The sequence below is a fragment of the Nonomuraea sp. NPDC049158 genome (assembly GCF_040648335.1).
GTDB lineage: Bacteria > Actinomycetota > Actinomycetes > Streptosporangiales > Streptosporangiaceae > Nonomuraea.
The window spans coordinates 26711-52707 of record NZ_JBEZDM010000051.1; the positions used below are offsets into that span (position 1 = coordinate 26711).

The 25997-nt window shown below is 69.4% G+C and carries 32 protein-coding genes and 1 pseudogene; 15 read left to right on the forward strand and 18 right to left on the reverse strand.

The window, feature by feature from the left end:
• Positions 1-11 precede the first annotated feature (11 nt).
• A complete protein-coding gene (locus AB0B61_RS52345) occupies positions 12-308 on the forward strand; it encodes a DUF3817 domain-containing protein (protein WP_358448901.1) in 297 nt (98 codons plus the stop codon).
• 21 nt (positions 309-329) lie between these two features.
• Here the strand turns inward: AB0B61_RS52345 and AB0B61_RS52350 are convergent, their stop codons facing one another.
• The gene (locus AB0B61_RS52350) at positions 330-1823 is read right to left on the reverse strand and encodes a serine/threonine-protein kinase (protein ID WP_358448903.1); all 1494 of its coding nucleotides are present in this window, start codon (positions 1821-1823) and stop codon (positions 330-332) included.
• A 150-nt stretch (positions 1824-1973) separates the two neighbouring features.
• Positions 1974-2351, reverse strand: coding sequence for a PPOX class F420-dependent oxidoreductase (locus AB0B61_RS52355; protein WP_358448905.1), 378 nt, complete (start codon positions 2349-2351; stop codon positions 1974-1976).
• Positions 2352-2452: 101 nt separating this feature from the next.
• Between AB0B61_RS52355 and AB0B61_RS52360 the strand changes: the two genes are divergently transcribed.
• Positions 2453-2917, forward strand: coding sequence for a helix-turn-helix domain-containing protein (locus AB0B61_RS52360; RefSeq protein WP_358448907.1), 465 nt, complete (start codon positions 2453-2455; stop codon positions 2915-2917).
• Here AB0B61_RS52360 and AB0B61_RS52365 read toward each other — a convergent pair.
• Positions 2911-3057, reverse strand: a complete 147-nt coding sequence (locus AB0B61_RS52365; RefSeq protein WP_358448909.1) for a hypothetical protein — start codon at positions 3055-3057, stop codon at positions 2911-2913. The genes AB0B61_RS52360 and AB0B61_RS52365 overlap by 7 nt on opposite strands.
• Between AB0B61_RS52365 and AB0B61_RS52370 the strand changes: the two genes are divergently transcribed.
• On the forward strand, positions 3031-3720 hold the full coding sequence (locus tag AB0B61_RS52370; protein ID WP_358448911.1) for a DUF3459 domain-containing protein: 690 nt from the start codon (positions 3031-3033) through the stop codon (positions 3718-3720). The two genes, AB0B61_RS52365 and AB0B61_RS52370, sit on opposite strands and share 27 nt — an antisense overlap.
• A gap of 51 nt (positions 3721-3771) precedes the next feature.
• On the opposite strand, the gene AB0B61_RS52375 is transcribed toward AB0B61_RS52370, so the two are convergent.
• The 3 genes from AB0B61_RS52375 to AB0B61_RS52385 all read right to left on the reverse strand — a co-directional run bounded on the left by AB0B61_RS52375 (position 3772) and on the right by AB0B61_RS52385 (position 5276).
• Complete coding sequence (locus tag AB0B61_RS52375) at positions 3772-4245, reverse strand: hypothetical protein (protein WP_358448913.1); 474 nt, start codon at positions 4243-4245, stop codon at positions 3772-3774.
• Positions 4246-4390: 145 nt separating this feature from the next.
• Entirely contained in the window at positions 4391-4828 is a 438-nt protein-coding gene (locus AB0B61_RS52380) for a MarR family winged helix-turn-helix transcriptional regulator (RefSeq protein WP_358448915.1), read from the reverse strand.
• Between the two features lie 145 nt (positions 4829-4973).
• A complete protein-coding gene (locus AB0B61_RS52385; RefSeq protein ID WP_358448917.1) occupies positions 4974-5276 on the reverse strand; it encodes a hypothetical protein in 303 nt (100 codons plus the stop codon).
• A 349-nt stretch (positions 5277-5625) separates the two neighbouring features.
• Between AB0B61_RS52385 and AB0B61_RS52390 the strand changes: the two genes are divergently transcribed.
• Both AB0B61_RS52390 and AB0B61_RS52395 read left to right on the forward strand, forming a co-directional pair.
• Positions 5626-6786, forward strand: a complete 1161-nt coding sequence (locus tag AB0B61_RS52390; protein ID WP_358448919.1) for a hypothetical protein — start codon at positions 5626-5628, stop codon at positions 6784-6786.
• Positions 6787-6869: 83 nt separating this feature from the next.
• On the forward strand, positions 6870-7859 hold the full coding sequence (locus AB0B61_RS52395; RefSeq protein ID WP_358448921.1) for a GNAT family N-acetyltransferase: 990 nt from the start codon (positions 6870-6872) through the stop codon (positions 7857-7859).
• Here AB0B61_RS52395 and AB0B61_RS52400 read toward each other — a convergent pair.
• Together AB0B61_RS52400 and AB0B61_RS52405 are read right to left on the reverse strand one after the other, a co-directional pair.
• Positions 7856-8038, reverse strand: coding sequence for a helix-turn-helix domain-containing protein (locus tag AB0B61_RS52400; RefSeq protein ID WP_358448968.1), 183 nt, complete (start codon positions 8036-8038; stop codon positions 7856-7858). The genes AB0B61_RS52395 and AB0B61_RS52400 overlap by 4 nt on opposite strands.
• A gap of 109 nt (positions 8039-8147) precedes the next feature.
• Positions 8148-8429, reverse strand: a pseudogene (locus AB0B61_RS52405) (DJ-1/PfpI family protein); the annotation flags it as partial.
• Between the two features lie 163 nt (positions 8430-8592).
• Here AB0B61_RS52405 and AB0B61_RS52410 point away from each other — a divergent pair.
• Entirely contained in the window at positions 8593-9009 is a 417-nt protein-coding gene (locus tag AB0B61_RS52410) for a DUF6010 family protein (protein WP_358448923.1), read from the forward strand.
• A 1-nt stretch (position 9010) separates the two neighbouring features.
• Here AB0B61_RS52410 and AB0B61_RS52415 read toward each other — a convergent pair whose 3' ends face one another.
• On the reverse strand, positions 9011-9526 hold the full coding sequence (locus AB0B61_RS52415) for an HAD domain-containing protein (RefSeq protein ID WP_358448925.1): 516 nt from the start codon (positions 9524-9526) through the stop codon (positions 9011-9013).
• A 49-nt stretch (positions 9527-9575) separates the two neighbouring features.
• Positions 9576-10127 carry a helix-turn-helix domain-containing protein gene (locus tag AB0B61_RS52420; protein WP_358448927.1) on the reverse strand — a complete coding sequence of 184 codons (552 nt, stop codon included), beginning with the start codon at positions 10125-10127 and terminating at the stop codon, positions 9576-9578.
• Between the two features lie 59 nt (positions 10128-10186).
• Between AB0B61_RS52420 and AB0B61_RS52425 the strand changes: the two genes are divergently transcribed.
• Both AB0B61_RS52425 and AB0B61_RS52430 read left to right on the forward strand, forming a co-directional pair.
• Positions 10187-11032: an alpha/beta hydrolase gene (locus tag AB0B61_RS52425; RefSeq protein WP_358448929.1), complete on the forward strand. Its 846-nt coding sequence runs from the start codon at positions 10187-10189 to the stop codon at positions 11030-11032.
• Between the two features lie 363 nt (positions 11033-11395).
• Positions 11396-11617: a DUF397 domain-containing protein gene (locus tag AB0B61_RS52430; protein WP_358448930.1), complete on the forward strand. Its 222-nt coding sequence runs from the start codon at positions 11396-11398 to the stop codon at positions 11615-11617.
• A 61-nt stretch (positions 11618-11678) separates the two neighbouring features.
• Here AB0B61_RS52430 and AB0B61_RS52435 read toward each other — a convergent pair whose 3' ends face one another.
• The gene (locus tag AB0B61_RS52435; RefSeq protein ID WP_358448932.1) at positions 11679-12569 is read right to left on the reverse strand and encodes a helix-turn-helix transcriptional regulator; all 891 of its coding nucleotides are present in this window, start codon (positions 12567-12569) and stop codon (positions 11679-11681) included.
• A gap of 53 nt (positions 12570-12622) precedes the next feature.
• A complete protein-coding gene (locus AB0B61_RS52440; RefSeq protein WP_358448970.1) occupies positions 12623-13234 on the reverse strand; it encodes a hypothetical protein in 612 nt (203 codons plus the stop codon).
• 385 nt (positions 13235-13619) lie between these two features.
• On the opposite strand from AB0B61_RS52440, the gene AB0B61_RS52445 reads away from it, so the two are divergent.
• Positions 13620-14537: an aldo/keto reductase gene (locus AB0B61_RS52445; RefSeq protein WP_358448934.1), complete on the forward strand. Its 918-nt coding sequence runs from the start codon at positions 13620-13622 to the stop codon at positions 14535-14537.
• Positions 14538-14710: 173 nt separating this feature from the next.
• Complete coding sequence (locus AB0B61_RS52450) at positions 14711-15865, forward strand: glycerophosphodiester phosphodiesterase (RefSeq protein ID WP_358448936.1); 1155 nt, start codon at positions 14711-14713, stop codon at positions 15863-15865.
• Positions 15866-15916: 51 nt separating this feature from the next.
• Here AB0B61_RS52450 and AB0B61_RS52455 read toward each other — a convergent pair whose 3' ends face one another.
• The 3 genes from AB0B61_RS52455 to AB0B61_RS52465 form a co-directional block, all read right to left on the reverse strand.
• Entirely contained in the window at positions 15917-17113 is a 1197-nt protein-coding gene (locus tag AB0B61_RS52455) for a hypothetical protein (protein WP_358448938.1), read from the reverse strand.
• Positions 17110-17637, reverse strand: a complete 528-nt coding sequence (locus AB0B61_RS52460; RefSeq protein ID WP_358448940.1) for a SigE family RNA polymerase sigma factor — start codon at positions 17635-17637, stop codon at positions 17110-17112. Before AB0B61_RS52460 ends, AB0B61_RS52455 begins: the two co-directional genes overlap by 4 nt.
• A gap of 272 nt (positions 17638-17909) precedes the next feature.
• Positions 17910-18074 carry a hypothetical protein gene (locus AB0B61_RS52465; RefSeq protein ID WP_358448942.1) on the reverse strand — a complete coding sequence of 55 codons (165 nt, stop codon included), beginning with the start codon at positions 18072-18074 and terminating at the stop codon, positions 17910-17912.
• A gap of 355 nt (positions 18075-18429) precedes the next feature.
• Between AB0B61_RS52465 and AB0B61_RS52470 the strand changes: the two genes are divergently transcribed.
• From AB0B61_RS52470 to AB0B61_RS52490, 5 genes are all read left to right on the forward strand, one after another.
• Entirely contained in the window at positions 18430-18858 is a 429-nt protein-coding gene (locus AB0B61_RS52470; RefSeq protein WP_358448944.1) for a hypothetical protein, read from the forward strand.
• Between the two features lie 102 nt (positions 18859-18960).
• Entirely contained in the window at positions 18961-19599 is a 639-nt protein-coding gene (locus AB0B61_RS52475) for a hypothetical protein (protein WP_358448946.1), read from the forward strand.
• Between the two features lie 2 nt (positions 19600-19601).
• Positions 19602-19925 (forward strand): alpha/beta hydrolase, encoded by a 324-nt coding sequence (locus AB0B61_RS52480; protein ID WP_358448948.1) that lies wholly within the window; start codon positions 19602-19604, stop codon positions 19923-19925.
• Positions 19926-20230: 305 nt separating this feature from the next.
• On the forward strand, positions 20231-21181 hold the full coding sequence (locus AB0B61_RS52485) for an alpha/beta hydrolase (RefSeq protein WP_358448950.1): 951 nt from the start codon (positions 20231-20233) through the stop codon (positions 21179-21181).
• Between the two features lie 87 nt (positions 21182-21268).
• Positions 21269-23503, forward strand: a complete 2235-nt coding sequence (locus AB0B61_RS52490) for an Orn/Lys/Arg decarboxylase N-terminal domain-containing protein (RefSeq protein ID WP_358448952.1) — start codon at positions 21269-21271, stop codon at positions 23501-23503.
• Positions 23504-23513: 10 nt separating this feature from the next.
• Here AB0B61_RS52490 and AB0B61_RS52495 read toward each other — a convergent pair whose 3' ends face one another.
• From AB0B61_RS52495 to AB0B61_RS52505, 3 genes are all read right to left on the reverse strand, one after another.
• Complete coding sequence (locus AB0B61_RS52495; protein ID WP_358448954.1) at positions 23514-24227, reverse strand: hypothetical protein; 714 nt, start codon at positions 24225-24227, stop codon at positions 23514-23516.
• Entirely contained in the window at positions 24220-24795 is a 576-nt protein-coding gene (locus tag AB0B61_RS52500) for an RNA polymerase sigma factor (protein WP_358448956.1), read from the reverse strand. The genes AB0B61_RS52495 and AB0B61_RS52500 overlap by 8 nt, the downstream gene beginning before the upstream one ends.
• Positions 24796-24919: 124 nt before the next feature.
• The gene (locus AB0B61_RS52505; RefSeq protein WP_358448958.1) at positions 24920-25762 is read right to left on the reverse strand and encodes a hypothetical protein; all 843 of its coding nucleotides are present in this window, start codon (positions 25760-25762) and stop codon (positions 24920-24922) included.
• Positions 25763-25997: the final 235 nt, after the last annotated feature.

Consider the following 25997-nt stretch of genomic DNA (forward strand, 5'->3'; position numbering starts at 1 on the left):
AAGGGTGGGAAATGCTGGGTTGGTTCCGGGTCGTGGCGGTGGCCGAGGCATGCTCGTGGGCAGGGCTGCTGGTCGGGATGTTCTTCAAGTACGTGACCGCGACCGGCGAACTCGGCGTGAAGGTGTTCGGGCCGATCCACGGGGCGCTGTTCGTGCTGTACGTGATCGGAGTGCTGCTCTCGGCACGCGAGGCGGGCTGGAGCCGGGGCGCGGTGGTGCTGGGCCTGGCGTGCGCGGTGCCGCCGTTCTGCTCCCTGTGGTTCGAACGGCGGATGGCGGCGCGCGCGGCGGCCGGCCAAGCCGCCTAGGGGGAGCCACCCGGGGCGGTGCTACAGGCCTTGGACCAAGGCCACGATCACTGAGATCAGGGCGATCGGCCCCATCACGGCCACCGACACCACCGTCGCGCTGCGGCCGGGCAGGAAGCGGTCGAGGATGTGCGCGGCGGCCCACCGCACCGCCCCCGAGCCGGGCAGCACGAACAGCCCCAGCGTGAACGCGCCGGCGGCCAAGGACTCCGCGTGGCCGACCGTCAATCTGGTCATGTGCAGGAGAGTCGCGACGGCGATGCCGAACGCCAGCGACAGGAGCAGGTGACCCCCCGTCACGAGCGCCTCCCTGGACCACGTCCGCTCGGTCTCGCCCAAGAAGTATTCGGTGACGCGCAACGCCACCGTGAGCGCCGCCACCAGCAGGCCCACGGTGACCGGCATGAGGACGGTCAACGCCACCAGCGTCACGAGCGCGAGCACCCCGACGAACCCGCTACCGGCCAAGAACCGCTGGAGCTCGAAGGGCTGCGCGGGAGCCGGGGCCGGGCGGCGCTCCTTCGGCTGATCGACGTGGAGGGTCGGCACCGGGGCCGGTATGTACGGCGGCGGCTCCTCGTGGTGCCTCCGGGCGTAGTCGACCGGCGGGAGCAGGTCGGAGACGGCGTCTATGGTGAGCCTACGATCTCCGCGCCCCCCGCCCGGGCGGCCCGCCGGCGGGCGATCTCCGCGCCCTTCGGCCTGAGCCGGGCGGCCCGCCGGATCGAGCGCCCTGGCCATCCGCAGCAGTTCCCGCGCGCTGGGCCGGGCCGCCGGATCGACCTCAAGCGCCTGGGTGAGCCAGTGCCGCAACCACGCGGGCGCCTTGTCGATCTGCGCCCGCCCTTCCATCGTGTTGAAGCAGACCGTCTCGAACGCCCCCGTCCCGAACGGCGGCAGCCCCGTGGCGGCGAAGAACACCGTCGAGGCCAGCGCGTGCACGTCGGCCGCCTGCGTGATCTGCGAGTCGCGGATGATCTCCGGCGCCAGATAGCCCGGCGTCCCCACGAACATGCCCGTCAGCGTGAGCCGGGTCGCGTTCACCAGATGCGCGATGCCGAAGTCGATGACCAGCGGCTCGCCGCCGACCAGCATGACGTTGGACGGCTTGAGGTCCCGATGGATCACACCGGCCGCGTGCACGTCCACCAGCGCCTGGCACAGCCCTTGGGCGAGCCTGATTACCTCGCGCGCCTCCATCGGCCCCTGGGACAGCACGGTGTCCTCCAGCGTGCGTCCCGCGGCGAAACGGGTCACCACATACGGCCGGCCGCCCGTCAGCTCGGCGTCGATCACCTCGGCGACGTACGGGCTGCGCACCCGCCGCATGGTCTCCACCTCGCGGACCAGCCGGTCACGGGCCTTGAGGTCGGCGGCCACATGCTGGTGCAGCACCTTGATCGCGACTTTGCGGCCCGCGCCGTCGAGACCGAGGTGGACGACCCCCATGCCGCCCTCGCCGATCTTCTCGATCATCCGGTAAGGGCCGAGCTGCTCCTGAGCCTGAGTGCTCATTCCCGACGTCATCCTCCGTGATCCCCCCGGCACGCCGCGCGTCCATACGCCCTGGCTCGGACATTCTGCCTCAGCGATTTCCCCGAGATGCACAGTAAGCGAAGATCGATGCTCTTATGCGCGAAGCAAGATGACGTGTGACAGGGCGCCTCAGCCGACGATCTGCCGATCGGGCTCGATGAGCGCGACGACCCGCTCCACATCGCGCGAGTAGGGGCCGCCGATGTACTTCGTCGAGATCCGGTCGACGATCTCCCAGGCGGCGTCGCCCTCGATCCACTCGACGACCCTGCCGCGGACGATGACCGGCTGGAACGGGTTGTCGGGCGGCGTCAGGGAGAGGGCGACCCGGGGGTCGCTCCGCAGGTTGCGGGCCTTCTGGGAGCCCGGGCCTGTCATGATCGCGACTTTGTCGCCGTACGTGCCGACCCAGACCGGAACGGAGTGGGGAGCGCCGTCGGGCAGGACGGTGGCGAGGTGGGCGAGCGAGGTGCCGTCGAGCACGCGGCGTACGTCGGGCTTGAGCATGGTGACCATCTCCTAGCGGCGGCCTTTGGGTTCCTTGAAGAGACTCCATGACCGTAACACTCGGAGTTCCCTAAGGGAACCCCGATTGCTAGACTGCCGTCATGCAACGCACGAACTTCAGGGAGATGGCCTGCTCCATCGCGCGCACCCTCGACGTGATCGGAGAGCCGTGGTCGCCGCTGATCCTGCGTGACGTGTGGGCCGGGGTGAGCCGGTTCGACCAGATCCAGGCCGACCTCGGGATCTCCCGCAAGGTGCTGACCGAGCGGCTCAACCACCTCATCGACCAGGGCGTGCTCGAGCGGCACGCCTACGACATGCGGCCGCGCTACGAATACCGCCTGACGGCGAAGGGTGCCGAGCTCGTCGACCTGCTCATGGTCATGGCCGGCTGGGGGGACAAGTGGCTCGCGGGCGAGGCCGGCCCGCCGGTGCTCTACCGCCATCACGCGTGCGGTGAGATCAGCGGTGTCGACCTGCGCTGCGCCCACTGCGGCGAGCCCATGCACGCGGGCGACGTCGACCTGCTGCCCGGCCCCGGCGCGGCCGGGCTATCGAGTCAGTAGAACTCGACCGTGTCGACGACGTTCACCAGCGGATGCCCGTCGAGCAGACGAGTGGCGTTGTCGGCGAACAGCTCGACGACGGCCGCCTCCTCGTCGACGGCGAGGGCCGCGGTGTGCGGGCTGATCAGGACGTTCGGCATGGTCAGAGCGGGCTCTCGGCGGGCAGCGGCTCGAGCGCACTGGCCCTGCTGCTCACGCTCAAGGGAACGCCGACGCTCTATTACGGCGACGAACTCGGCCTCCCCGACTCCCCCGTCGACAGCGAGCACGCCCGCGACTGCGCCGAACTGCGCGCGCCCGGTCTCGGACTCGGCCGTGACCCGCAGCGGATGCCCATGCCGTGGCAGGAGAAGCCGGCGCACGCCGGATTCGGTCCCGATGACGTCGAGCCTTGGCTGCCCATACCTTCGTGGGCGGGAGAGTTCAGCGTCGAGAGCCAGGAACTCGATCCCGGCTCGGTCCTCTCCCTCGTCAAAGAGCTCCTGACGCTCCGGAAAAAGCTGGACGCGCTGCGCCAAGGCAGTATCACCGTGTTGTCCGCCCACCCGGACCATCTCGTCTATCGCCGCGGTGACGGCGAAGACGCGATTCTCGTAGCGGTGAATCTTTCCGACCGTGCGCGGAGAATCGCGTTTCCTGAGTTCAGGAACACGCTGTGGTCATCGCATTCGAGCATCGACGAGCGGGACCAGCCGACCGACGCGGCCACCCTCGCGCCTTTCGAGGCACGGCTCCTTACTGGGTCTCGGGGGAACGCTTTCGCATCCGCCGTACAACGAGCAGGCCACCCACGCCCGGAATGACGGCGCGCCGGCGGACGCCCGGCGGGACGGCGGCTGGGGTCAGCAGGAGAGTCATGCCGCCTCGGCCGAGCCGGGGCGGACGATCATCAGCACGACGACGGTCGCCCACAGCAGATTGTAGATCCCGGCGAGCATGCTCAGCTTGCGCAGTCGTTCGCCGCCGCCGGGGGTGGCGAGCGCGTCGCGTTGCCGCGGGTAGATCTGCAGGGCCAGCAGGCCACCCGCCACCGCGGTGAGAATCATGGAGACGGTGATCCAGATCTCGCCGATCCGGCCCTGGACCATGGCCGCGGCGATCCCGACCACCGGCACGACGATGCCGAAGAGGCCGTAGCCCCGGGTGACCCGGTGCAGCGCGACGGCCACGGCCTGATTCCGCTCGGTCGGGGCTTGCGTCGGCGCGTCGCCGACCGCCGAATCCACGGCGACGGGTGCGTAGCGGGGAAACAGGCTGGCCGCGATGGCCGAACCGCCGACGAACACGATGCCGGCGAGTACGTGAATCGACAGCAACAGACCTTCCATGAGTCCTCCCTCATAGCCTTCAGGTAGCCTGAAGGCTAACAGAAAGCTTCAGTCCAACTGAAGGTCGCGCGGGTGAGATGCGCCGCCAAGCCGCGCGAACGGTCAGCTCGCGAACAGTTGGTCAGTCAGCGGCGCTTGGAAGCAATCAGCGGTCCTCGAAGGCCAGGCGGACGGCGTCGGCGATCTGCCGCTGGATCGGGTCGGCCTCCGGGCCGAACAGGTGCTCGTCGACTCCGGCCACCGCCTCTTTGGCCGCCTCGAGGAGGCGCGCACCTTCAGGCGTGAGCTCGATCGTCGAGGCGGAGCCGGCGCGGGCGACGCCGTCACTCACGAGCCCAGCGGCGGCGAGCGCCTTCACCGCGCTGTGGGCGCTCTGCACCGTGGTCCCCGACATCCGCGCCAGATCGCTGAACGACACCCCAGGCACACCGGCGATGTGACCCAGCAGCCCGAGCTTGCTGACCGTGAGATCGAGCGCGGCCAGAGCGGCGTTGAGTTCGGCCTCGATCCGGCGCGCCAGAGTCAGCAGCACGATGGAGGCACTGGTCGCGGGCGGTCCGGGGCGGCCGTTCTCGGTGGTCACCTCTCCAGTTTCCCGCACCCCTGGAGGCCGCGCCGACAAAGCATCCCGCGAAGCCACACGCTGAACAGCCGCCGCGTCGACGGGCGGGTGTCGCCCCTCTATGACGATGTGAGGCGGGGGCCGGATATCCGGCCCCCGCCTTCTGTCACTCTTCGCCGTGATAGGCGCGCAATTCGCGGCGCGCCTGGCGACGGCTACGGCGACGTCCTTCGCGCCGGAGGAAGTACCACTCCCGGCCCCCGTCGCCACCGCCGCAGTCGAACCAGTAGTGGTCGCTGGCGCGCCAGTAACAGCCGCTTGTGCGGTGACTCAGGGACGCGCTGTCGGCGGTGATCTCGGCGGGAAGCGTGCATGGCCCGAACCGATGGTCATGGATGGGCAGACAGGTCGCCATCGGCATGTCGGCGATCCGCACCCACCAGGGCCGGGTCTTGTCGGTCTTGCTCATACGGTCACCTTTCGGCTCCGTGACACCCCGGGATGGGGCTGTCATGAGACCGGATGCACCGTGATCACCTCCGACTTGACGCACGCCATATCAGGGCAGAGAGCGACGTTGCCGCTCAGAGGCCCCGATTCCGAAGACTAGCCAACAGGACGTCTCAGCGGCGGCGAGCGAGGCCGTCGCCGGCGACATGGACCGGCCTTCGAGGCCCTCGCTCCAGGTGAACCTTTCTCGGAATCCCGGCGTCGAACCCGTTGTGGATCTTGCCAGGCGTCGTGGGCTTCGTGTCGCGGCCACAGCTGTCGCCCTGTTGCTGACCTCAGGCGTTACCGACCGGCCGACCGCGCCCCTGTTGCCGATACCCGTACAGGCGGCGACCTCGGCGGAGGAGATCGCCGAGCGGCTGCGGAGCCGCGTGGATGACGACGTGCACCGCCGCCCCGAGAACATGAGCCTCACCATCGCTCCCGACGGGATGAACCTGGACGTCCCCCTTCTGTTCTCCTGTCGGCCGGATCGCGGCCTCGATGCGCTGCCCCCTGAGGGGGTTCCGGCCTACACCGGCCAGATTCGCGCCCCTGAGGTGTCCTCAGCGCTGGACGTCAGGTTCTGGATCACGTCGCCCGGCAAGGCGAGCCGCCTGGTCCGGGAGGCCCGTCACGGCGCGGAAGACTGCGCCCGCCGGCCCCGATCCCCTTATTCGGGCAGTGATCTGGCGGATTTCGACCGCTGGGGATGGCACGGGGTGCAGGCCGCGGCCAAGGAGGAGGAGTTCATCAAGGACAGCGATCCGGACATCCTGTCAACGATCGTGGCCGCCCGAGGGGGGCTGCTGGCCGAGGTGTCATGGAGAGCGATGGACCCGCATGTGCTCCCGCTCAGCCAGGAAACCGCGGCCGCGTCCGTGTTGGCCGCCGTGGGCGGCGACCCCGACAGCCCCGCCCCGGCCGGCGCCTCGCCAAGATCGGTCTTGGGCGTGATGGCCGCGGCCCTGCCCGCGCCGTCCGCGTACGGCAAGAACATGAAGGCGTGGCCGACCTTCGATCCCGAGCAAGACACCCTCTGCCCGTCCGCCGGTTTCGACCAGAACGTGTACGGCGGCGCTCCCACGATCCGGCGCCGCCTGGCCGGCGAGGTATCCATCCGTACGGACGTGCTGCTCCTGCCCGACGAGCAGGCCGCCGAACAGGCGCGCACCCGCCCGCTCACCTGGAGTGACTGGGTCAATTGCGAGACCGAGGACAAGTCGCACGTGAGGGGCAGTCACGTGGTCAGGCCTCTCACCACGGGGCCCTGGACCGGCCAGGTCGAGACCTTCCTCATACGACGCCGCGACCTGTCGTCCCGGGCGGCCCAGCACCTGGTCGCGAATGTCTCGGTGGCCGTGCGTCATGGCACCACCATGGTCTATCTCCGCTGGCAGGGACCAGCCGGAACCGATCGGACCGCTGCTCTACGCAGGGGTCGCGCCGCGCTCACCCGGACGCTCGCTCTCCTGCCGGCCGCCGGCTGAATCAGAACGGAAATCTCAGAGGCGTCGAGCGAGGCTGGTTCTGTAGGTTGATGGCGACATGGACCGGCCTTCGGGGAGGCTCAGTGCGAGATGGGCAGTGGATGATCCAGCCGATCGATTTCGACGAGCCGGGTGACCTGGTCACGGGCCTGTACGACGCGTTCGTGGCCGGCAACGGCGACGACCACGGCCCCGTACCGTCCCTGCCCTGGTTCTCCTATGTCGTCACCACGGGCGGGGCGGGCCATCGGTCCGAGGCGTGGGTGACGGTCGAGGGCGGCAGGGTGGTCGGCGGGTACGCGCTGGCGCTGCCCGAGGACGACAACACCCACGTGGGCCGGCTGTTCACCCTTGTGGTACGGCCGGAGCGGCGCGGCCGGGGCCTGGGCTCGGCGCTGTTCGAGCATGCCCTCGAGCGGCTGCGCGCCGACGGTCGGACGCTGGTCCTGACCGCGACGCCCGACACCGGCTCGGGCGCCCGCTTCGCCGCCGCGCGCGGGATGACGCTCTCGCTCACGGAGGCCCGCCGCACGCTCGACCTGCGTACGGCCGACTGGGCAGCGCTGGAGCGGATGCGGCCCGAGGTGGACGGCTACCACCTGGAGCGCTGGGTCGGTCCGGCCGGCCCCGAGTTGCTGCAGGACCTCGCCACGCTGATGGGCGGCATGAACGACGCCCCGCGCGACGCGGACATCGAGGCCGCGAACTTCTCCGTCGACCGCGTGCGCGCCCGCGAGCAGGCCCTTCCGGTCATCGGCCGCATCCCGTACACCGTGATCGCCAGGCGCACGTCCGACGGCGACCCCGCCGGCTACACGCGCATCCTGATCGACGAGGACCGCTCCGACAGCTGGGGCTATCAGGCGGACACGACCGTGCTGCGCGAGCACCGGGGCCACCGCCTGGGCCTGCTTCTCAAGATCGGCAACCTGCTCTGGCTGCGCGAGCGGGAGCCCCACATCGAGCGCGTCATCACGTGGAACGCCGTCTCCAACGCCCACATGCTGGCCATCAACGAGGCCATGGGATTCGAGTTCTTCGACGAGCAGAGAGAGTGGCGGTTAGAGATTTAAGCGCTCTTAAAGGAGACGCGATAGGACTGCGGGGTGACGCCGACGACGCGCTTGAACCGCTCCCGGAAGGCGGTGGGCGACCCGAACCCGGCCTGCGTCGCGATGCGCTCGACGCCGTGGTCGGTGGTCTCCAGCAGGAACTGCGCCCGGCGTACCCGGGCTCGGAGGAGCCACTGCAGCGGAGTGGTGCCGGTCTGCTCCCGGAAGCGGCGGCTGAAGGTCCGCCCGCCGGATCATGTGCAGGCACAGGTCCAGGCCAGCCGCTGCTCCGGCTGAGGTAAGGATCTGGCCGTTGTCGACGTACAGCACATCCGGCCGCACATCCACCCGCGGAAACAGCGCGGCCAGCCGGTGGGCCGCGATCCAGTGCGTGGTCGCGCGCAGCCCGTCGAGCAGCCCGGCCGCGGCGAGGATGAACGCCCCCGCGCAGATGGAGGCGATCCGGGTTCCCGCGGCCGCCGCCGCGCGCAGGGCGTCGAGCACCTCCCGGTCCGGCGGGGCGGCCTGTTCCGAGCAGCCGGGCCCGCCCGAACAGCTCGATCGGGGTCGCCATGTCGGCCGCCACCACATGGTCCAGAGCCAGAACCGCCACCGTGTGCATAGGGACACGGTAGGCCGCGCTGAATGGCGGGAAGCCGTTGGAAATTGTCGATTCAGCCCATGGGGCCGAGAGGGCGAGCCGATCTAGCCTGACGCCGCCCTCGCATGTTCACGGAACGGATCGCCACTCCCCATGTCCATCTTCATGCCGATCCTCATCGGTCTGATCGCCGTCTCTCTCATCTCCCTGATCCCCGAGCCGCATCGGCGCCGCGCGAATGCCGTGGTGGTCGCCGGGGCGGGCGCCGCCTATCTCAGCGGTGGCGGGCTCGGTTACTGGGAGTTCGTGCTACCGGTCGTCATGTCGTACGTCGCCTACCGGGGGCTGGAGAGCTGGACGTTCATCGGCATCGGCTGGCTGCTCCACACCGTCTGGGACGTGCTGCACCATCTCCAGGGCAGCCCGCTCCTCCCCTTCGCCGCGGACTCCTCCTTCGGCTGCGCCATCTGCGACCCGGTGATAGCGCTGTGGTGCTTCGCGGGCGGCCCTTCGGTCTTCGGCCGGCTTCGCACCCGCGCCAGATCGGGGCCGCGTACGGCTCCCCCATAGATCACGAGTTGCCGGATGTCTTCCGTAGCCAGGCGTCAAGTAGGGCGAAGTCGTCGCGGGTGAGACCGTTCGCGGAGTCGACGCGGTGCAGAAGGGCCGGTCCGCGATGGTGTCTCGCGACCCATGTCCGATCGAGTTCGGTGATCTCGTCGTCGACCCAGGCGAACGGCCGCCCGGCGGCGGCCTCGACGAGCGCTCGCGTCTTCCAGTGCAGCACGCCGGGGTCGTCTTCCTCCGGGGCGTCCGGGAGGTCGGCCACCGGCAGCTCCGGCAGGCCGAGCAGCGGAGCGATCACCTCGTTGGCGTCGTGCATCCACGCCGTGGCCCAGATGAGCTCGCAGGACAGCGCCAGCAGTCGCGGGCCGTGCGCGGGATCGATCTTCGCCAGCTGCGGATTGGCCGCGTCCTGCCATGCCGCCCACTCATCGAGGGCCGACGGGAGTCGCCCGCCGCCGTAGGGCAGGAGCGTCCCGTCGACGTCCAGGAACAGCAGCGGGCGCTGGGCATGCTCGGCCATGTCCGCACGATATCGGCCGGCGCCCCGTCGAGGGGCGTGAGGCCGACGACTAGGGACCGGTTCCATCTGCGGGCGGCTGCTCGGCGGGGAACAAGATCGCGCTGAGGAGGTACGGTGCGCGGGCTGATGTGGGCGTGTTGGGCAGCCGGTCGCGCAGCACCGCGAGCAGGTCGGCCAGCATGGCGGTGAGCTCGTCCGGGCTGAGCCACAGGGTGCCCTGCCGATAGGAGACCGAGTCGGCCTCCGGGTTGGCGTCATCGCGGTCCAGATAGGCGTTGAACTCGGCGATCAGGACCGCCATGGCCGCGGCGAATCCCCGGCGGTGGTCGTCGAGCGACATCGCGGCGGCCTCGCCGGTGCCGATTTTGGGCCGATCCTGACGCAGCCGGTAGCGGCGCTCGACGGCGCCGCGTACCCGCTGCTCGCCGTCCACTTCCAGGAACCCTCCCTCGGTCAGCTGCGCGACCTGCCGGTACATCGTGATCTTCGGCACCTCGGGCATGCGGGCGCACATCTGCGCGATCGTCAGCGCGCCCGCTGCGGACAGGGCGTGCACGATGCGCAGCCGCACCGGGTGCAGCAACTGCTCGACAGGATCCATGGCCCAACGATTTCATATGCGATACCGTTATCCAAAATGAAAACGTTGAAGGAGGAGCCATGCGAGACGCCCCCGGACAGCAGGTGCCCGTCAACGGCCGAACCGTCTATGTCGAGGAGTCCGGCCAGGGGCAGGACTGGGTGGTCTTCGAGGCGGGCAGCGGCTGCGGCCGTACCTTGTGGGACCCGGTGCTGCCGCCGCTGGCCGGCAAGGCGCGGCTGGTGACCTACGACCGCGCCGGGCGCGCGCTCAGTGGCCCCACCACCCAGCAGCTCAGCATCGATGACCTGGCCGCCGACCTGATCGCGATGACCGAGGCCGTCGTCCCGGGCGGGTTCGTGCTCGTCGCGCACAGCATGGGCGGGCTGGTCGCCCGCCGCGCCGCCGAGCGCCTGGGCTCCCGGCTGCGGGGGCTCCTGCTGGTCGACCCCACTCCGGAGACCTCCCCGGTGTACGACACGTGGGACCAGACCACCAAGAAGATCGACCGCATGCTGGCTGTGACGCAGACGCTCAGCCGATTCCGTCCCCTGGCGCGGTTGTTCAGCGGCAACATCCGGCCCCTGTTCTCCGCCGACACCTACGAGGCCATGCTCGCCGAGAACTTCACCCCCGCCGGGACCTCCCAGACTCGCAAGGAGATGCAGGCGGTGGCCGCCGCCATTCCGCAGTTCCGCGCCCAGCCGCCCCAGCTCCCGAAATGCCCGACGATCGTCCTGTCCGCGGCTCGCGCCGCCAAAGGGCGCGAGCGCCAGAACGCCGCCATCCGCGAGCACCAGCGCCGCTACGCCGAGACCCTGCCAGACGGGCGCTACGAAGCCGTCGACTCGGCGCACCTCATCCAGGCCGAGCAACCGCACCTCGTCGCCGACCGGATAGGCCGGCTCCTCAGCCGCGACTCCTGATCACCCGCCCGCTTGCCTGATCGACGATCTGCTCTGGCGCGTCCAGGCATGCCGCGCTTGCCGCGACAGGGGCCTGGACAAGCAGCTCGAACCATACGGTCCGGCCGAACCAGTGCCTTCTGACGCCCCATTTCGTGGCCACGGCCGCTATGCAGCCCGGTGCACGGCGGTGCTGGTGGGCTCGGCTCTCTTGGCGCGGGAAAACGGAGTGCCGATCGCCGCCTACGTCGAATCAGCCATCCACGGTCGCGTAGTCGACTCCACCAGCGACATCAAGCGACTCGTGGACCGACTCGAACTCATACGCAGCGCGGCGCTCCCCGAGTATCTGTCAGTGCAGCGAATCAAGGAGAGAGTGGCAGCGTGGAGTTGAATGAGGAAGTTATCAAGGAGTTCGCAAACCCGATCGGCTGGATCACCGCGTCGAGCGGTCAAGGCGGCGATTGCCTGGAAGCCAAGCATCTGTCCGACGGCCGCGTCGCCCTGCGCGACACTGAGCAACCGGACGCCGAGCCCTGGGTGGTCCGGCGGGCCGTCTGGGACAAGTTCGTAGCAGGCGCGAAGAACGGGATCTTCGACTTCTAGCATCATCAAGCGCTGCGGCCCCTGACAAATCCATCGGGGGCCGCACACGTTGGTCAAGCCATCAATTTCGCCGACCGTGTTTGGCTTCGGCGTGTGCGGCGGCTTTGTCGTGTTCCTGAGTGGCTGCCCAGCTGGCCAGGAGCTGCAGGGCGTCCGCGGCCGGTGTGCCGGGATCGGCGCTGTAGACGGTGATGGACAGCCCTTCGTCGCCGGGCAGGTCCAGGGACTCGTGCATCAGCTCCATCGCGCCGACCACCGGATGGTGGAAGCGTTTGGTTCCTCGGGTGTAGACGTGCACGTTGTGGGCGCCCCACAGGGTGCGGAAGGCGTCGCTGCGGGTGCACAGCTCACCGATCAGGTTCGACAGGTCGCGGTCGTACGGGTTCTTGGCGGCTTCGACCCGCAGGACGCCGACGCCGTCGCGGGCGACGCGTTCCCATTCGGGGTAGAACGTTCTGGCCCGAGGGTCGAGGAAGACGAACAGGCAGCAGTTGGCCGGCTCCTGTTGGAAGCACTCACAGTGCAGGGCGCGGGCCAGTGGGTTGGCCGCCAGGATGTCCATGCGGTTGTTGCGCACGTAGGCCGGCTGGTCGTGCAGGCCTTCGATGATGCGCAGCACGCTGGGCCGCACGGCGGCCTGTTTGGGGCGGGGGCGCCCGTGGAGGGGGCGGGCGTTGGCCGCGTGTGCCAGGGCGTACAGATGGTCCCGTTCGGTGTCGTTCAGGCGCAAGGCCCGGGCGAGGGCGTTCAGGACGCTGTCGGAGACCCCGCCGAGGTTGCCGCGTTCCAAGCGGGTGTAGTACTCGACGCTGACCCCGGCCAGCGTCGCGACCTCACCCCGGCGCAGGCCGGGCACGCGCCGCTGCCCGTGCGAGGGCAGACCCGCGTCCGCCGGCGTGATCTTGTCGCGGCGGGATCTCAGGAAGGTGCTGACCTCGGCCCGGTTGTCCATAACCCCAGCATAGGAAGGATGTTGCGGTCGGTGAGGGCGCGTGAGAGTCCCTGTCAGTACCCCTCACAGAGGTCCCTCGGCACAGGGAACGCGTCCGCCTTTTCGGCGTACGGCGGGGAAACCTCCCCGGGGGAACCTGCCTCCTTGAGTCGGCCGCGGGTAAGCGCCCACACGACGAGGCCGAGAAGGGTGACGGCCAGAGCGGCGATCATGATCGCGGCCCAGCCGCCGGATGACCACAGGGGGCCTGCGCCGGCCGATCCGATGGCGCCGCCCAGGAAGTTGCCGACGACGAAGGCGGTGTTCAGCCGGCTGCGGTCGGAGCCGGCCAGGGCGAACAGCCGGGTCTGTCCGAGCACGACGATGGACTGCCCGGCCATGTCGAGGACGACGACCACGATCAGCACGATGATCGAAGTGCTGGCGGCCCAGCCGGCGACCAGCGACAGTGCCAGCACGGCCAGGGCGGCACCGGTGGCAGGAGCGGACCATCCCCGGTCGTGCAGGATGCCGGCTCGCCGGGCGGCGAAGGCGCCGGCCACTCCGGCGAGGCCCAGCAGGCCGATCTGGCTGGCCGAGTACGAGAACGGCGCCGCTGTCAGCAGGTAGGTCAGTGACGTCCAGAACAGGGAGAACACCGCGAAGCTGGCGGCGCAGACGACCAGAGTCGGGAGTGCTGCGCTCGGTGTCCTCGCCCGCGACGAAGACGTTGTGGTGACCGGGAATGCGGCCGGGGTCGATCATCACGTCTCCTGCCGGAGTCTTCGTATCCAAGGCCAGGGCAGAGCGGGCCACTGACTATGCAACGCACAACGGCCGTGACCTGGGAGTCCCCGCTGCGAGGGGTACTGGCAGAAGCCCCCGGCGCCCAGTGCGCATCGGCCCGCGGGTGAAACAGGTCAAGAAGGGGTCCCTAGCAGTACCCCTCTGCCTCGCGGTAGGACCCACCGCCCGGCATTAGAGTCGGAAACAGATCACTCGTGGGCGCAAAACCGCAGGCCACGCGCATCGCGTCATGGCCGCAACCCGAGCACACATCCAGGAGGACCCGTGACCACCTCGCACAGCAGGACACTCGCACCTGGGGTCGACATCCCGCTCCTCGGGTTCGGCACCTACCTCATCCCCGACGCGGAGGCCGCCGACGCCGTCGAGGCGGCGCTGCGCGTCGGCTACCGCCACATCGACACCGCGGAGATCTACCAGAACGAACGCGGCGTCGGTGAGGGCCTTCGCCGCGGGATGGCCGCCGAGGGACTCACCCGCGACGACCTGTTCATCACGACCAAACTGTGGCCGGGAGACGGCGGCGAGTCCTTCAAGTCGACGCAGAAGGCCGTCGACGCCTTCGACGAGAGTCTCCAGAGGCTCGGCCTCGACCATGTCGACCTGTACCTGATCCACGCACCGTTCAACCGGACACAGCGGCTGGAGCAGTGGCGTGCGCTGGTCGAGCTGTACGAGAAGCACAAGACGCGGGCGATCGGCGTGTCCAACTTCAATGCAGCGCACATCGAAGAACTGACCGCGGCGGGTCTCCCCTTGCCGCACGCGAACCAGATCGAACTGCACCCGTGGTCTCAGAAGCCCGATCTCGTGCGCTTTCTCGACGAGAACGGCGTCGTTCCCATCGCCTACAGCAGCTTGGTGCCGCTCTCGACCTGGCGGACCGCCCCGGGCCAGCACAGCGGCAAGACGGATGAGATGCATGCCGACAGCGCCAGCGGCGATTCGCCGTTCAAGGTCCTTGCCGCGAAGTACGGGGTCACCGAGGCGCGGCTGTTGCTGCGGTGGGGCGTCCAGAACGGGTACCCGGTCCTGCCGAAGAGCACCGATCCCGCGCGTATGCGCGAGAACGCGGACCTGTTCTCGTTCGCCATTGACGACGGCGACATGCGGGCCATCACCGCGATGGACCGCGGCCAGGGCGTCGCGTGGGGATCATCCGATCCCACGCACGCTGCTTGATCGCCGCGCTCAAAGGTCGGTGCTCTGCCCGGCGGGATCCAGGCCCGTGAGGGACGGCTCGTCACCGGAAATTCCGCCGTTATTGGCCCATGGCTAGATTTCGGTCATTACCATAATTGCCGCGGTGATCATCGGTGAGAGTCTCCGGTACAGATGCCGCAGGGAGTTTCAACGTGCGGAAGATCGCAGCCACCACCCTCGCCATCCTCACCCCCCTAGCCGGAGCCGGCACTGCTTCAGCCGCGGCCGAGTCCGCACCCGACCGGTCCCAGGTCGTCGTCATCGGACACCGCGGCGCGGCGGGCCACCGCCCCGAGCACACGCAGGGCGGCTACGAGCTGGCCGTGGCCATGGGCGCCGACTGGATCGAGCCCGACCTGGTGCCGACCAAGGACCACAAACTGGTCGTCAGGCACGAGAACGAGATCTCCGGCACCACCGACGTGTCGTTGCGTCCCGAGTTCGCCGCGCGCAAGACCACCAAGGTCGTCGACGGGCGCAACGTGACCGGGTGGTTCACCGAGGACTTCACCCTGGCCGAGCTGAAGACGCTGCGCGCGGTCGAGCGGCTGCCCGCCATCCGCCAGCGCAACACCGTCTACAACGGCTACTACCAGGTGCTCACCTTCCAGGAGGTGCTCGACCTGGCCAAGCGGCTCTCGCACCAGTACGGCAAGCAGGTCGGGGTCTTTCCCGAGACCAAGCACCCGACCTACTTCAGGTCGATCGGGCTGCCGCTGGAGGAGCCGCTGATCGAGACCGTCAAGCGCAACGGGCTCAACCGGCCGAACAGCTCGGTGGTGGTGCAGTCGTTCGAGCCGTCCAGCCTGAAGCGAGTGGCGAAGGAGCTCCGCGTGCCGCTGTGGCAGGCCCTGGGCACCACCGGCCAGCCGTACGACCTGACCGCGGCCGGAGACCCGACGACCTACGCGGACATGATGAAGCCCGAAGGACTGGCGAAGATCGCGCAGTACGCGAAGTGGATCGGGCCGGACAAGTCCTCGGCGATCAGGCTCAACCCGGACGGCAGCTCGGGCGACCCGACGACGCTGGTGTCCGACGCGCACAAGGCAGGGCTGAAGATCGGCGTGTACACCTTCCGCAGCGAGAACCAGTACCTGCCCCTGCAACTGCGCCGCGGCCAGGTCCCGACGGACCACGGTGACGCGCTGGCGGAATACCGCGCGCACATCGACCTGGGTGTGGACGCCTTCGTCACCGACTATCCCGACACCGCCGTCCTGGCGAAGACGGAACAGGGCAAGCCGCGCGAGCACGTACAGCCGAAGCAGTTCGACAACGGCCTGCCGGAAGAGGGGCAGGAGTAGACAAACGCCCCGCCTCCCGGCCGGGAGGCGGGGTCACATAGGGTCGCTTCGTCACAGGGTCCCGGGGTTTCCGGGGAGCACGAGGGCGAAGAAGTCCTGGGCGGTGTAGGTGGCGAGCTTCCTGGCCTGACCGGTCTTGACGTTCACCGCGTAGGCCGTGAAGGGACCGTACGGAGGGTCGAGGGTCGGGGCAGGGTCGTGGTCGCCGCCCTTCTTGCACGCAAGGGGCTGGGCGAGGGCGGTGATCTCCTGAGGGCCGTTCCAGCCGCGCAGATAGACGAAATTGCCGGTCATGGACAGGCCCCGTACGGGGACTCTCCGGACCACCTTGCCGGTTTCCCGGTCCAGCTGCACGAGATCCCCGCCGCTCCTGAAGCATCCGGTGCCGGGAACCTCTTCGCGCTCCAGCGCGATGACGGTCTTCCCATCAGGACCGAGCCCGCCGGCCAGGTAGTGGCCGGTGACGTCGACGGTCTTCGCGTTGCCCGCCGTGGACGTCTGCCAGAGGCGGGTGATGGTCTGCAGCCGCGTCTTGGGCGCGTACTCCGCCAGAGTGATCGTGCCGCCGTCCGGAGACAGGCCGATGGGGTTCCAGCCATTGGGCAATGGCCGGGCCATGCGCTCGCGCATGTCGAACAGCATGGCCGGGTCCTTCAGCGGCGGGTCCTTGGTGAAGGCCAGGAAGCGGCCGTCGTCCGACAGCAGGAGATGGGGGATGCTGCCGAGCCAGGGCTTGGGCACCTTCGTCGGGGCCGTCAGCACGGAACCGGAGGCGAGGTCGCGCACCGCGAAGGTGCGGGCCCCGATGTCGTAGTAGGCGATCTTGCGGCCGTCCCGGCTGATCGCCAGGGGGCTGTCCACGAGCCCGGACTGGGCACCGCGCAGGGCCTGCGCCACCCGGTAGGTCCTGCCGCCCCGGGTGACCACCCGCCAGCCACCGTCCACGCACCCGGCCGGCACCTCGCCGCTCTCCGGCCGGCAGAACGTCATATAGGCGTGACTCAGTGGCTCCACCCCGCGAGCCGGCAGGTCGGACACCGCCTTGGGGCCGGTGGCCACCTCCGGCTCCGCCGGCAGCAGTCGTACGGCGGCCGTCACGGCGAGCGCGGCGGCGATGACCGCGGCCGCCGCCACGAGCGGAGTGGTCCTGCGCCGTCGCCGCTCGCGGGTTCTGATCGTCCGCTCGGTCAGGTCCACCTGGGGCGCGTCGTCGGCCACGTCGTTCAGCGCATCTCGCAGCCAGGTCATCGGTGTGCCCCCTTCAGCTCTTCCATCTCGGCGAATCTCGGTGCCAGCTCCGGGGCGAGCGTCCGTAATCGGGCCAGCGCGGCGTGCGCTTGGCTCTTGACGGTGCCGAGCGAGCAGTTCAGCAGCCTGGCGGTCTCGTGCTCGGTGAGATCCTCGTAGTAGCGCAGGACGATCACCGCCCGTTGCTTGGGAGGCAGCCGCGCGAGCGCCTGCCGCATGGCGAGCCGGGCGATCGTGGACTCCTCGCTGGAGTGGGCTCGCTCCGGCGGCTCGGCACTCGGCAGCTCGATCGTCCAGACCAGCCGGCGGCGCCAGGAGATGTACTGGTTGACCAGCGCCTTGCGAGCGTACGCCTGGGGGCTGGTGACGCCCGTCAGCTTGGGCCAGCGCCCGAGCAGCTTGACCAGCACGCTCTGCAGCAGGTCTTCGGCGAGGTGGGCATCCCCCGTGAGCAGATACGCCGTCCGCATCAGCGACTGCTGGTGGGCGGCCATGAACTCACGGAAGCTGTCATTGTGGTTCAAGACGACTCCTCTCGCCGTTAGCGACGCCGTCGGGCGGGCGAAAGGTTGGGTCGGGTCAGTCATTCAGGGTGCGGCCTGCGCTCTCCGCGGCCACCGGATTCGCGCGTGCCGACGCCCCGGTCTCCGGTGAGACCGGGGCGTCTTGGGCCGTGCGCTTTGGTGCCTCAGGGCCCCCGACTGAGGCATGTCGAGATTATTCCTTTAAGTCCGTTTTGTACAGCTTTTGCAACCGAACAGCCGCCATCGGACGACGAGCGGCTTCCACCGCCGGGTCAGCTCTCGGCCGCGCCCCGCCCGTCCTGGCAGTGCGGCTCCCCTTCTGGCGCGGGGAGCGCGTTCTCCAGGAAATCCCTGGTCGAGGTGGTGTAGGCGGAGCAGAGCAGCCCGCCGAAGCGCGTCGCCTTGCCGTCGCCGAGGCGCCGGGTAGGAACACCCACGGCATGCACGCTGCGTTCCACGGCCACACTGGAGACCGCGACGATCGTGTCACCACGCTGGTCGACTCAGCGGAACTACCGTCGAGCAGCCAGGCCGGCAGTTCGCCGGCACGGCCGGCGACGACCCGTTGCGTGCATTTCTCCATTAACGGCTCGTCCATGTGCGCCCTCCGCGAAAGCAGCGACTCCTGGTGATCGCTTTCTTTCCGTCATTCGCGGAATCGCGGTTTCCGGATGGCACTTAGCGCAATCGTCGGCGGCCCGCATAAGGAAGTCAGAGCACTGAAAGCGCCTTGCAGGCGGCGTGCCTGTCAATGGTTACGCATACGATGCACGCCGTCACCAAGGAGATCCGATGAACCGCACCATCCGTACCGTGCTCGGAGTCACCGCCACCGCCGGCATCCTCGCCGTGGGCGTCCCGGCCCTCACCGGCGCCGCGAACGCGTCGACCACGTCCGCCACCGCGTCCGCCGGTCTCAGGCAGGGTCAATCCTTCCTCTTCACCTACACCTTCAATGGCCACCTCAAGGTCGCCGGCGGCAATTTCACCGTCAATCAGCGGGTCTACCTGGTCGTCAAGTTCAACACCGGCCGGGTGGCGTTCTCCAAGTGGGAGATCGCCCGGACGCACCCCATCACCCCCGGCGGGGCCATTTATGTGGAGACGACGATCGCGGCGCCCTGCGCGCCGGGCAACAACGGCTACGCCCGCGCCTACGACGAGGCCACCAGGACATGGTCTCCGAAGCTGCCGGTGACCATCTGCCAGCGGATCGACTGACCTTCGCCAGACCATTGCCGGCAGGCCGCTCACGCCTGGCTAGTATCGTCCGATGATCCCGGAAGACCACCGTCCCGACACGCGATCGTGGAAGCTGTCGACGTGAACGCCCCCGCCGACGACGGCTCACCAGCACGAGCGGGCTACCGGCGATCGGCGGGGTCCCCGCGCGGCGAGGCCAGGCGCCGCGAACTGCTCGATCGTGTCACCGACGACCTCGCGGTCAACGGGCTCGTGGACTTCTCGCTCCGGCGTGCCGCGCGGGCGGCCGGCACCACGCACAAGGTGCTTCTCTATCACTTCGACGGGGTCGAGGACCTGCTCAGGCAGGCGATCGGCCGGCTGCGCGAAAGGCGCATCGGCAACGCGCTGGCCGCCACCGCCGGGGGGACCGCCACGCGGACGCTGTCGGCCCAGGTACGCGCCGCGTGGGCCAGCCTCATGGCAGAGGAACCGGGCCTGCGGCGGGTGCTCGACCAGGCGATCGGCTTGGCGATGTACGACCCCGACCGCTACGCGGAACTCGGCGCGCAGGCATCGGCACAGTACCTGCCCGTACTGACGTCCTTCTGTCCTGAGCGCTGGTCCGACCGGCGCAAGCGCGCGGTCGCCGAGATGATCCTCGCGTCGCTTCGAGGGTTCCTGCTGGAGCGGCTGATCAGTGGCGATGTCGAGCGAATCGGCGCGGGGGTCGATGCCTTGATCCGGATGCTGGAGCGCGAGGAGGCGGTCGACGAGTAGCCGTGGACACGTTGCGAACCGCATGGTTCACTTCCTTCGGGGTGGCCCGGTTGGTCACGGAGTTGCTCGACCGCCTCGGTCTGCACGACGTCACTCTCGTCGGCAATGACACCGGCGGTGCGCTCGTCCAGCTGATCATGAGTGAGGGCGCGGCGCGGGTGGGACGGGTCGTGCTCGCCTCCTGCGACGCGTTCGACAACTTCCCGCCAGGGCTGTCAGGCAAGACGCTCGTGCTCTGCGGCAGGCTCTCGCCCCGGATGTTCGGGCTGTTCATGCGGCAGATGCGGCTCCGGCCGCTCCGGCGGCTGCCGATCACGTTCGGCTGACTCACCATGTGCGGAGACGCCGCCACCGCCCGCTGGACGAAGCCGGTCATGAGACAGCCCGAGATCCGCCGCGACGCCGTACGCGTGCTCCGGGCGGCAGCGGCGGACGCCGACCTCCTCCTCACCGCGGCCGAATCCCTGCCGAGCTTCGACCGCCCCGCCCTCGTGGTCTGGGCGAGCGGTGACCGCGTGATGCCGCCCGAGCATGGCCGCCGCCTGGCGGAGCACCGCCCTCGTTGCGATTTTGCGAACCACATGGTTCACTTTCGTTCATCGGTGTTGATCCAGATCGCTCGGAGGTCGCGGTGCCCATTCCTGTGGAGCGGGAGAAGGTCTGTTTCGTCAGCGGCGACGCCGAATGTGCCGCCTGGCACTACCCGGGGACCAACGGCGCCCTGGTGATCATGGCCGGAGGGTTCGCGGTGACGAAGGAGCCGGGCACCGACGTGTTCGCCCGGCGGTTTCACGAGGCCGGGTTCGGCGTACTCGCCTTCGACTATCGCCGTATCGGGGAGAGCGGGGGGCGACCGCGTCTGGTGCTGCCCGTCAAAGATCAGCTCGATGACTGGCAGGCGGCGATCGTCTTCGCCGCGACCCTGCCCGGAGTCGACCCCGCCAGGCTCGCCGTCTGGGGTTTCTCCACCAGCGGCGGTCACGTCATGCGGGTGGCGGCGCGCGACCCGCGGATCGCCGCGGTGATCGCGCAGACGCCGAACGTCGACGGCCTCGACGGCACGCGCAACGCCGCACGTCATCAGAAGCCGCTGGCGATGCTGCGTTTCACCGGCAGGGGCCTGCTCGATGCCGCCGGTGGGCTCGTCGGCCGCCCGCCACTGCTGGTGCCGCTGGCCGGTGCGCCGGGAACGCTCGCGCTGCTCACCACACCGGACAGCGTCGATGGCGACCGGGCGCTCAACCCCGGCGGCAGATACCCCGGCTGGCAGCAGGCGGTCGCCGCCCGCTCCGCGCTCCGCCTGGCTTTCTACCGGCCGGGCCGCGACGCCCGGGTACGGTGCCCGCTGCTCGTTCTGGTGTGCGACCAGGATCAGACAGCGCTTCCCGGACAGGCCCTCGCCGCGGCGCGGCGCGCGCCCCGCGCGGAGGTGGTTCGCCTGCCCGGCTCCCACTACGCGCCCTTCATGCACGCGCACGAGCAGGCGGTCGACGCCGAGCTGTCCTTCCTGCGCCGGCACCTGCTTGATCGTTCGGCAGCGGGGAGTCCCGCCGCCGAGACCGCGGATTCCGCGCTGCCGTAGGCGGTTCACCTGCCGGGCACCCTGAGTGACGATCAACGACTCAGGGTAAAGAGCGGAGCGACAGTCCCCCCGGCCATGGAGTTTCGCATGGAACGTACGGTTCTCGCCGCAGTCGCCGAGCGCCCCGACGCCGACACGGCACTCGCCGAGCAGATCCGCCGCGTCGGCGCGGCGATGGACGACCTCGGCGTCCAGGTGCGCTGGACGCATCGCACGCAGGACGCGCTGGCGGTGATCGGCTCGGACGCCTCACTGTCCGGGATGCTGGCCGATTGGGACGCGCCGGGCGCCGATCAGGTGCTCGGCGCGGTCACCCAGCGCTTCCGCGGCCTGCCGGTCTTCCTGATGACCGCCGAACAGGAGCTCCCGCTGTGGGTGTACGAGGTCATCCAGGGTTATGTGTTCCCGCTTGAGGACACCCCCGACTTCATCGCCGGCCGCATCGCGCACGCCGCCGAGGAGTACGCCGAGCGGATCCTGCCGCCGTTCTTCCGCGCGCTGCGCAAGCTGCAGGACCACCACCAGTACTCCTGGCACACCCCGGCGCACGCCGGCGGCGTCGCGTTCCTGAAGTCGCCGGTCGGGCGGGCGTTCTTCGACTTCTACGGCGAGCGCCTGCTGCGCACCGACCTGTCCATCTCCGTCCCCGAACTCGGCTCACCGCTGGACCACACCGGTCCGATCGGCGACGCCGAACGCAATGCCGCCCGCGTCTTCGGCGCCGACCGTACCTTCTTCGTGATGAACGGCAACGCCACCGCCAACCGCATCGTCGGCCACCACGCCATCGCCCGCGACGAGACCGCCCTGGTGGACCGCAACTGCCACAAGTCCCTCCAGCACGCGCTGACCATCAGCGGCGCCCGCCCCGTCTACCTGGTGCCGGAACGCAACGGCCTCGGCCTGGCCGGCCCCATTCCGCCCGCCGCGCTGCAGGCCGACGCCCTGCGTGCCCGCCTGGCCGGCCACCCGCTCGCGCGGACCGACCCGGCCTACGCCGTGATCACCAACTCCACGTACGACGGGCTCTGCTACGACGCCGTACGGGTCGCCGAGCTGCTGAGCGAGAGCGTCCCCCGCGTGCACTTCGACGAGGCGTGGTTCGCCTACGCCCGCTTCAACCCGCTGTACGCCCGCCGCTACGGCATGGCCGTGGACGAGCGGACGCTGCCGGGGCCGCAGCGCCCCACCGTGTTCGCCACCCAGTCCACGCACAAGCTCCTGGCGGCCCTGTCGCAGTCGGCGATGCTGCACATCCGGTCGGCCGATCGCGCCCCGGTGGACTACGAGCGGTTCAACGAGACGTACCTGATGCACTGCTCCACCTCGCCGCTCTACCCGATGATCGCCTCGCTGGACGTGGCGGCGGGGATGATGGACGGTCCGGCGGGGCCGTACCTGACGGGTGAGGCCGTCTTCGAGGCGGTCAGGTTCCGCCAGGCCATGGTCCGGCTGGCCGCCCGCATCCGGGAGGACGGCCGGCGGCCGGACTGGTACTTCGGCGTCTGGCAGCCCACGCACGTCACCGACCCCCACACCGGCCTGCCCGTCGCCTTCGCCGACGCCGATCCCGTCCTGCTGAGCACCGATCCGTCGTGCTGGACGCTGGAGCCCGGCGCCGCCTGGCACGGCTTCCAGGGCCTGACCGACGGCTACTGCCTGCTCGACCCGATCAAGGTGACGATCACCTGCCCCGGCGCCGACGCCGCCGAAGGGACGCTCGACTGGGGCATTCCCGCGCGGATCGTCGCCACCTACCTGCGGGAGCGCGGCATCGCGGTGGAGAAGACGGGTGACCACACGCTGCTGGTGCTGTTCTCCATGGGCATCACCAAGGGCAAGTGGGGCACGCTGATCGACGCGCTCACCGACTTCAAACGCGCTTATGACGATGACGTGCCCCTGGCCGAGGTGCTGCCGGGCTTCGGGCCGCCGGCCACCACGCTGCGCCGCTTCTGCGCCGCCGTACACGACAAGCTCCGCGCCCTCGAGCTCGGCGCGCTCCTCGACCAGATCTTCACCACCCTCCCCCAGCCCGTCCACACCCCGGCCGACAGCTACCAGGCCCTGATCCGCTCACGCACCGAACGCGTCCCGCTCGCCGACCTGCCCGGCCGCATCTCCGCCGCCACCGTCGTCGTCACGCCGCCGGGGATCCCTATGCTGATGCCCGGGGAGGCGACAGGGCCCGCCGACGGCGCGCTGATGGCGTACCTGCACGCCCTGGAGGACTTCGACCGCTGCTTCCCCGACCTGGCCACCGACATCCACGGCGCGCACCGCGACGACGACGGCCGCTACCACGTCGAAGTCGAACGCTGAGGGGCGCCACCTAGCCGGTGGACGAGGCCGTCGGTCCAGCCGGAACGTCGTATGCCGCTACTGACCAACCCCCCGGACGCTTACCCAGCTTGGCGGCCAGCTGGTCGGCCGTCCCCGGCTTCGACAGGTCGTACTGCTTTTCGCACCCGGACGGACATGAGCCGCGCCCCCGCACGGCGGGCGCATCTGGAGGAAAAACCCAGAACGTGACCTTGTGCTCACGACCGAGCCACCCCGGCTCATACGCCTTGTCCGCGAGCATGCTGAGCGAACCGTCCGGGCCGCACATGCCGCCGGCGCTACTCGTCCCCTCACGGCTCATGAAGATCGAGCCAGGCGTCTGGCAGAAGACCACAATCGCGATCTTCTTGCTCGTGGGACGGAACCGGAGGCTCACCTTCGTCGCCGACCGTGACGCCCTCGCGTCCGCCAGACGGTCCAGCCCCTTGTAGACGTCCGGCGCCCGCTCGAAGGAGGGCGGAGCCGCGGGCGGTGGCGCGGGTTCGGAGCCGCCGACCAGGTTCGACACCACCATGACCACTGTCGTGACGACCGCCGTGGTGGCGACGGCGGCGCCCAGCGTCCAGCCCCAGTGCCGGCGCGTGCGGAGCACGCGTAGCGGAGCCTGACGGGCGGCCAGTCGCGCGCGGGCCCTGGCCACGGTCTCGGCTGACGGCGGCGGCACATCCGGAACGGCCTGGGCGAGCAGCGTGACCTCATCCATCGTGCGCCTCCTTCAGCGGGTTGGTGTCGCCTAGTGCCGTGCGAAGTTGCTTACGTGCCCGGTTGAGCCGGGACGCGACGGTGCCGGAGGGAATCTCCAGGGCGGCGGCGACCTCCCGGTGCGCCAGCCCGCCCAGCGCCACCAGCAGCACCACGTCCCGGTCTCCGCGGTTCAGACCGGCAAGCGCCCCCGCGAGCCTGCCAGTGAGCTTGCCGGCCGCGACTCGCGTGAGCGTGGCGTCCTCGTGGCTTTGCGCCTCGCGTTCCGATGTCCGGCTGAGCGCCTTCCATCGGCGGATCTCGCTACGGCGGTGCCTGGAGATGAGTTTGGTGGCGATGCCGTACAGCCAGGGCCTGGCCTCACCCCGCGAGGCTTCGTATCCACCTTTGGCCGCGACGAGGAAGACCTCGGCGGCCAGGTCGTCGGCGTCGTCCGTGGAAAGCCGCCGGGCGATGTAGCGGTGGATCTCGGCGAAATGCTCGTCGAAGATCCGGTCGAGGTCGATGCCCGGACGGGCGGAGACGCTCATGCCAGGTGCCCCGTTGGCATCCGTGATGGTGTCACGCACTGCTCTCCATCTGATTTCGGAAAAGGCGGTCACCTCTGATTGCCCGGTGGTCCGAAATGGCTTCACGACTGTGCCACGAAGCGGGCAGACACCGTCTTCGCCGCTCAGCTCGGCAGTGGTGGGTTCAGTCCTCGTGGAGCCTGGCCAGCTCCCCGGCTTCGACGAAGTGCAACGTGCGCAGCACCGAAATGAGCTCTTTCTCGCCCAGCGTCAGGCTCTCGATCCGCACCAGCGCGTCGCCGTACCATGAGAAGATGATCTTCTGGGAGTCGCCGGGGAGGAGCCATGCGCCCGGTGACACCTGCCGGCACTCCGCCTGCTCCGGGAGACCGTCGTACGGCACGGCAAGCTCGCAGGCGCGCTTGGGACTAACCCTGCTCACCTGCTTCACAGTGACATCCACCTGCCAGATTCCGTCCTCACGCTCGTACCCGAGCTCCAGCCGCCCGTCCACGCCCTCCAGGGACCGGAGCCGGTAATCCGGCAGGGTGGGCGCGACGAGCGGAACCCCGGAACGGGCCAGTCTGTGGGCGCGCGCCGCGTCGGCGAGCACGTCCTGTGCCGACCACACGGCCAGGTACGCCACGGCGACGCCCGCGACCATCATGACGCGGAACCTCCGGTGCACCGGCATGGACAGGCCGCCCGCGGCCAGGTAGGCGGTCGCGCCCAGGCCCATGAGGGACAGGCCCATCTGCCAGTCACCCGAGTCCAAGGTCTCGGTGGCGCCTACGAGGGGGAGCTGGGCGAGGAGGAACGCCACGATGACGGCCGGGCCCACCAGGCCCACCCCCCACCAGCGCGGCAACCTGCCCCACCAGCACAGGAAGAACCCCAGGCCGGAGGACAGGACGACCGTCATCAGCAGGTCGAGCAGTCCTATGTTGTCTCCCCGCATACAGAGGAGGACGAACTGGGCCAGTCCGACCACTGCCCCTACGAGCGCGGCCCGCAGCGATGCGTTCATGTTCCGATCATGTCGAAAGAAATGCGTCCAAGACGGAAATCAGACGATTTAATGTGGCGACACAAGGGGTTCCCTGGGTGGCCCGCTACGTGACCGTCTCAATCCCGGTGACGGTCGTTCGGGCTCCGGGGTAGGGGACGAAGACGGTCCGTGGCGGCAGAGCCCCTCCGAGGGAGCGGGCGAAAACGGCCCGTCATGGCGAGGCCCCTAGGAAGGGACCTCCTTTCGGGAGAGA

Bases quoted from the DNA above. Each gene is read 5' to 3' on its own strand.
- AB0B61_RS52345 (WP_358448901.1), top strand. From the start codon at position 12: ATGCTGGGTTGGTTCCGGGTCGTGGCGGTGGCCGAGGCATGCTCGTGG.
- AB0B61_RS52350 (WP_358448903.1), bottom strand. From the start codon at position 1,823: ATGAGCACTCAGGCTCAGGAGCAGCTCGGCCCTTACCGGATGATCGAG.
- AB0B61_RS52355 (WP_358448905.1), bottom strand. From the start codon at position 2,351: ATGCTCAAGCCCGACGTACGCCGCGTGCTCGACGGCACCTCGCTCGCC.
- AB0B61_RS52360 (WP_358448907.1), top strand. From the start codon at position 2,453: ATGCAACGCACGAACTTCAGGGAGATGGCCTGCTCCATCGCGCGCACC.
- AB0B61_RS52365 (WP_358448909.1), bottom strand. From the start codon at position 3,057: ATGCCGAACGTCCTGATCAGCCCGCACACCGCGGCCCTCGCCGTCGAC.
- AB0B61_RS52375 (WP_358448913.1), bottom strand. From the start codon at position 4,245: ATGGAAGGTCTGTTGCTGTCGATTCACGTACTCGCCGGCATCGTGTTC.
- AB0B61_RS52385 (WP_358448917.1), bottom strand. From the start codon at position 5,276: ATGAGCAAGACCGACAAGACCCGGCCCTGGTGGGTGCGGATCGCCGAC.
- AB0B61_RS52410 (WP_358448923.1), top strand. From the start codon at position 8,593: ATGTCCATCTTCATGCCGATCCTCATCGGTCTGATCGCCGTCTCTCTC.
- AB0B61_RS52415 (WP_358448925.1), bottom strand. From the start codon at position 9,526: ATGGCCGAGCATGCCCAGCGCCCGCTGCTGTTCCTGGACGTCGACGGG.
- AB0B61_RS52420 (WP_358448927.1), bottom strand. From the start codon at position 10,127: ATGGATCCTGTCGAGCAGTTGCTGCACCCGGTGCGGCTGCGCATCGTG.
- AB0B61_RS52425 (WP_358448929.1), top strand. From the start codon at position 10,187: ATGCGAGACGCCCCCGGACAGCAGGTGCCCGTCAACGGCCGAACCGTC.
- AB0B61_RS52435 (WP_358448932.1), bottom strand. From the start codon at position 12,569: ATGGACAACCGGGCCGAGGTCAGCACCTTCCTGAGATCCCGCCGCGAC.
- AB0B61_RS52455 (WP_358448938.1), bottom strand. From the start codon at position 17,113: ATGACCTGGCTGCGAGATGCGCTGAACGACGTGGCCGACGACGCGCCC.
- AB0B61_RS52470 (WP_358448944.1), top strand. From the start codon at position 18,430: ATGAACCGCACCATCCGTACCGTGCTCGGAGTCACCGCCACCGCCGGC.
- AB0B61_RS52490 (WP_358448952.1), top strand. From the start codon at position 21,269: ATGGAACGTACGGTTCTCGCCGCAGTCGCCGAGCGCCCCGACGCCGAC.
- AB0B61_RS52495 (WP_358448954.1), bottom strand. From the start codon at position 24,227: ATGGATGAGGTCACGCTGCTCGCCCAGGCCGTTCCGGATGTGCCGCCG.
- AB0B61_RS52505 (WP_358448958.1), bottom strand. From the start codon at position 25,762: ATGAACGCATCGCTGCGGGCCGCGCTCGTAGGGGCAGTGGTCGGACTG.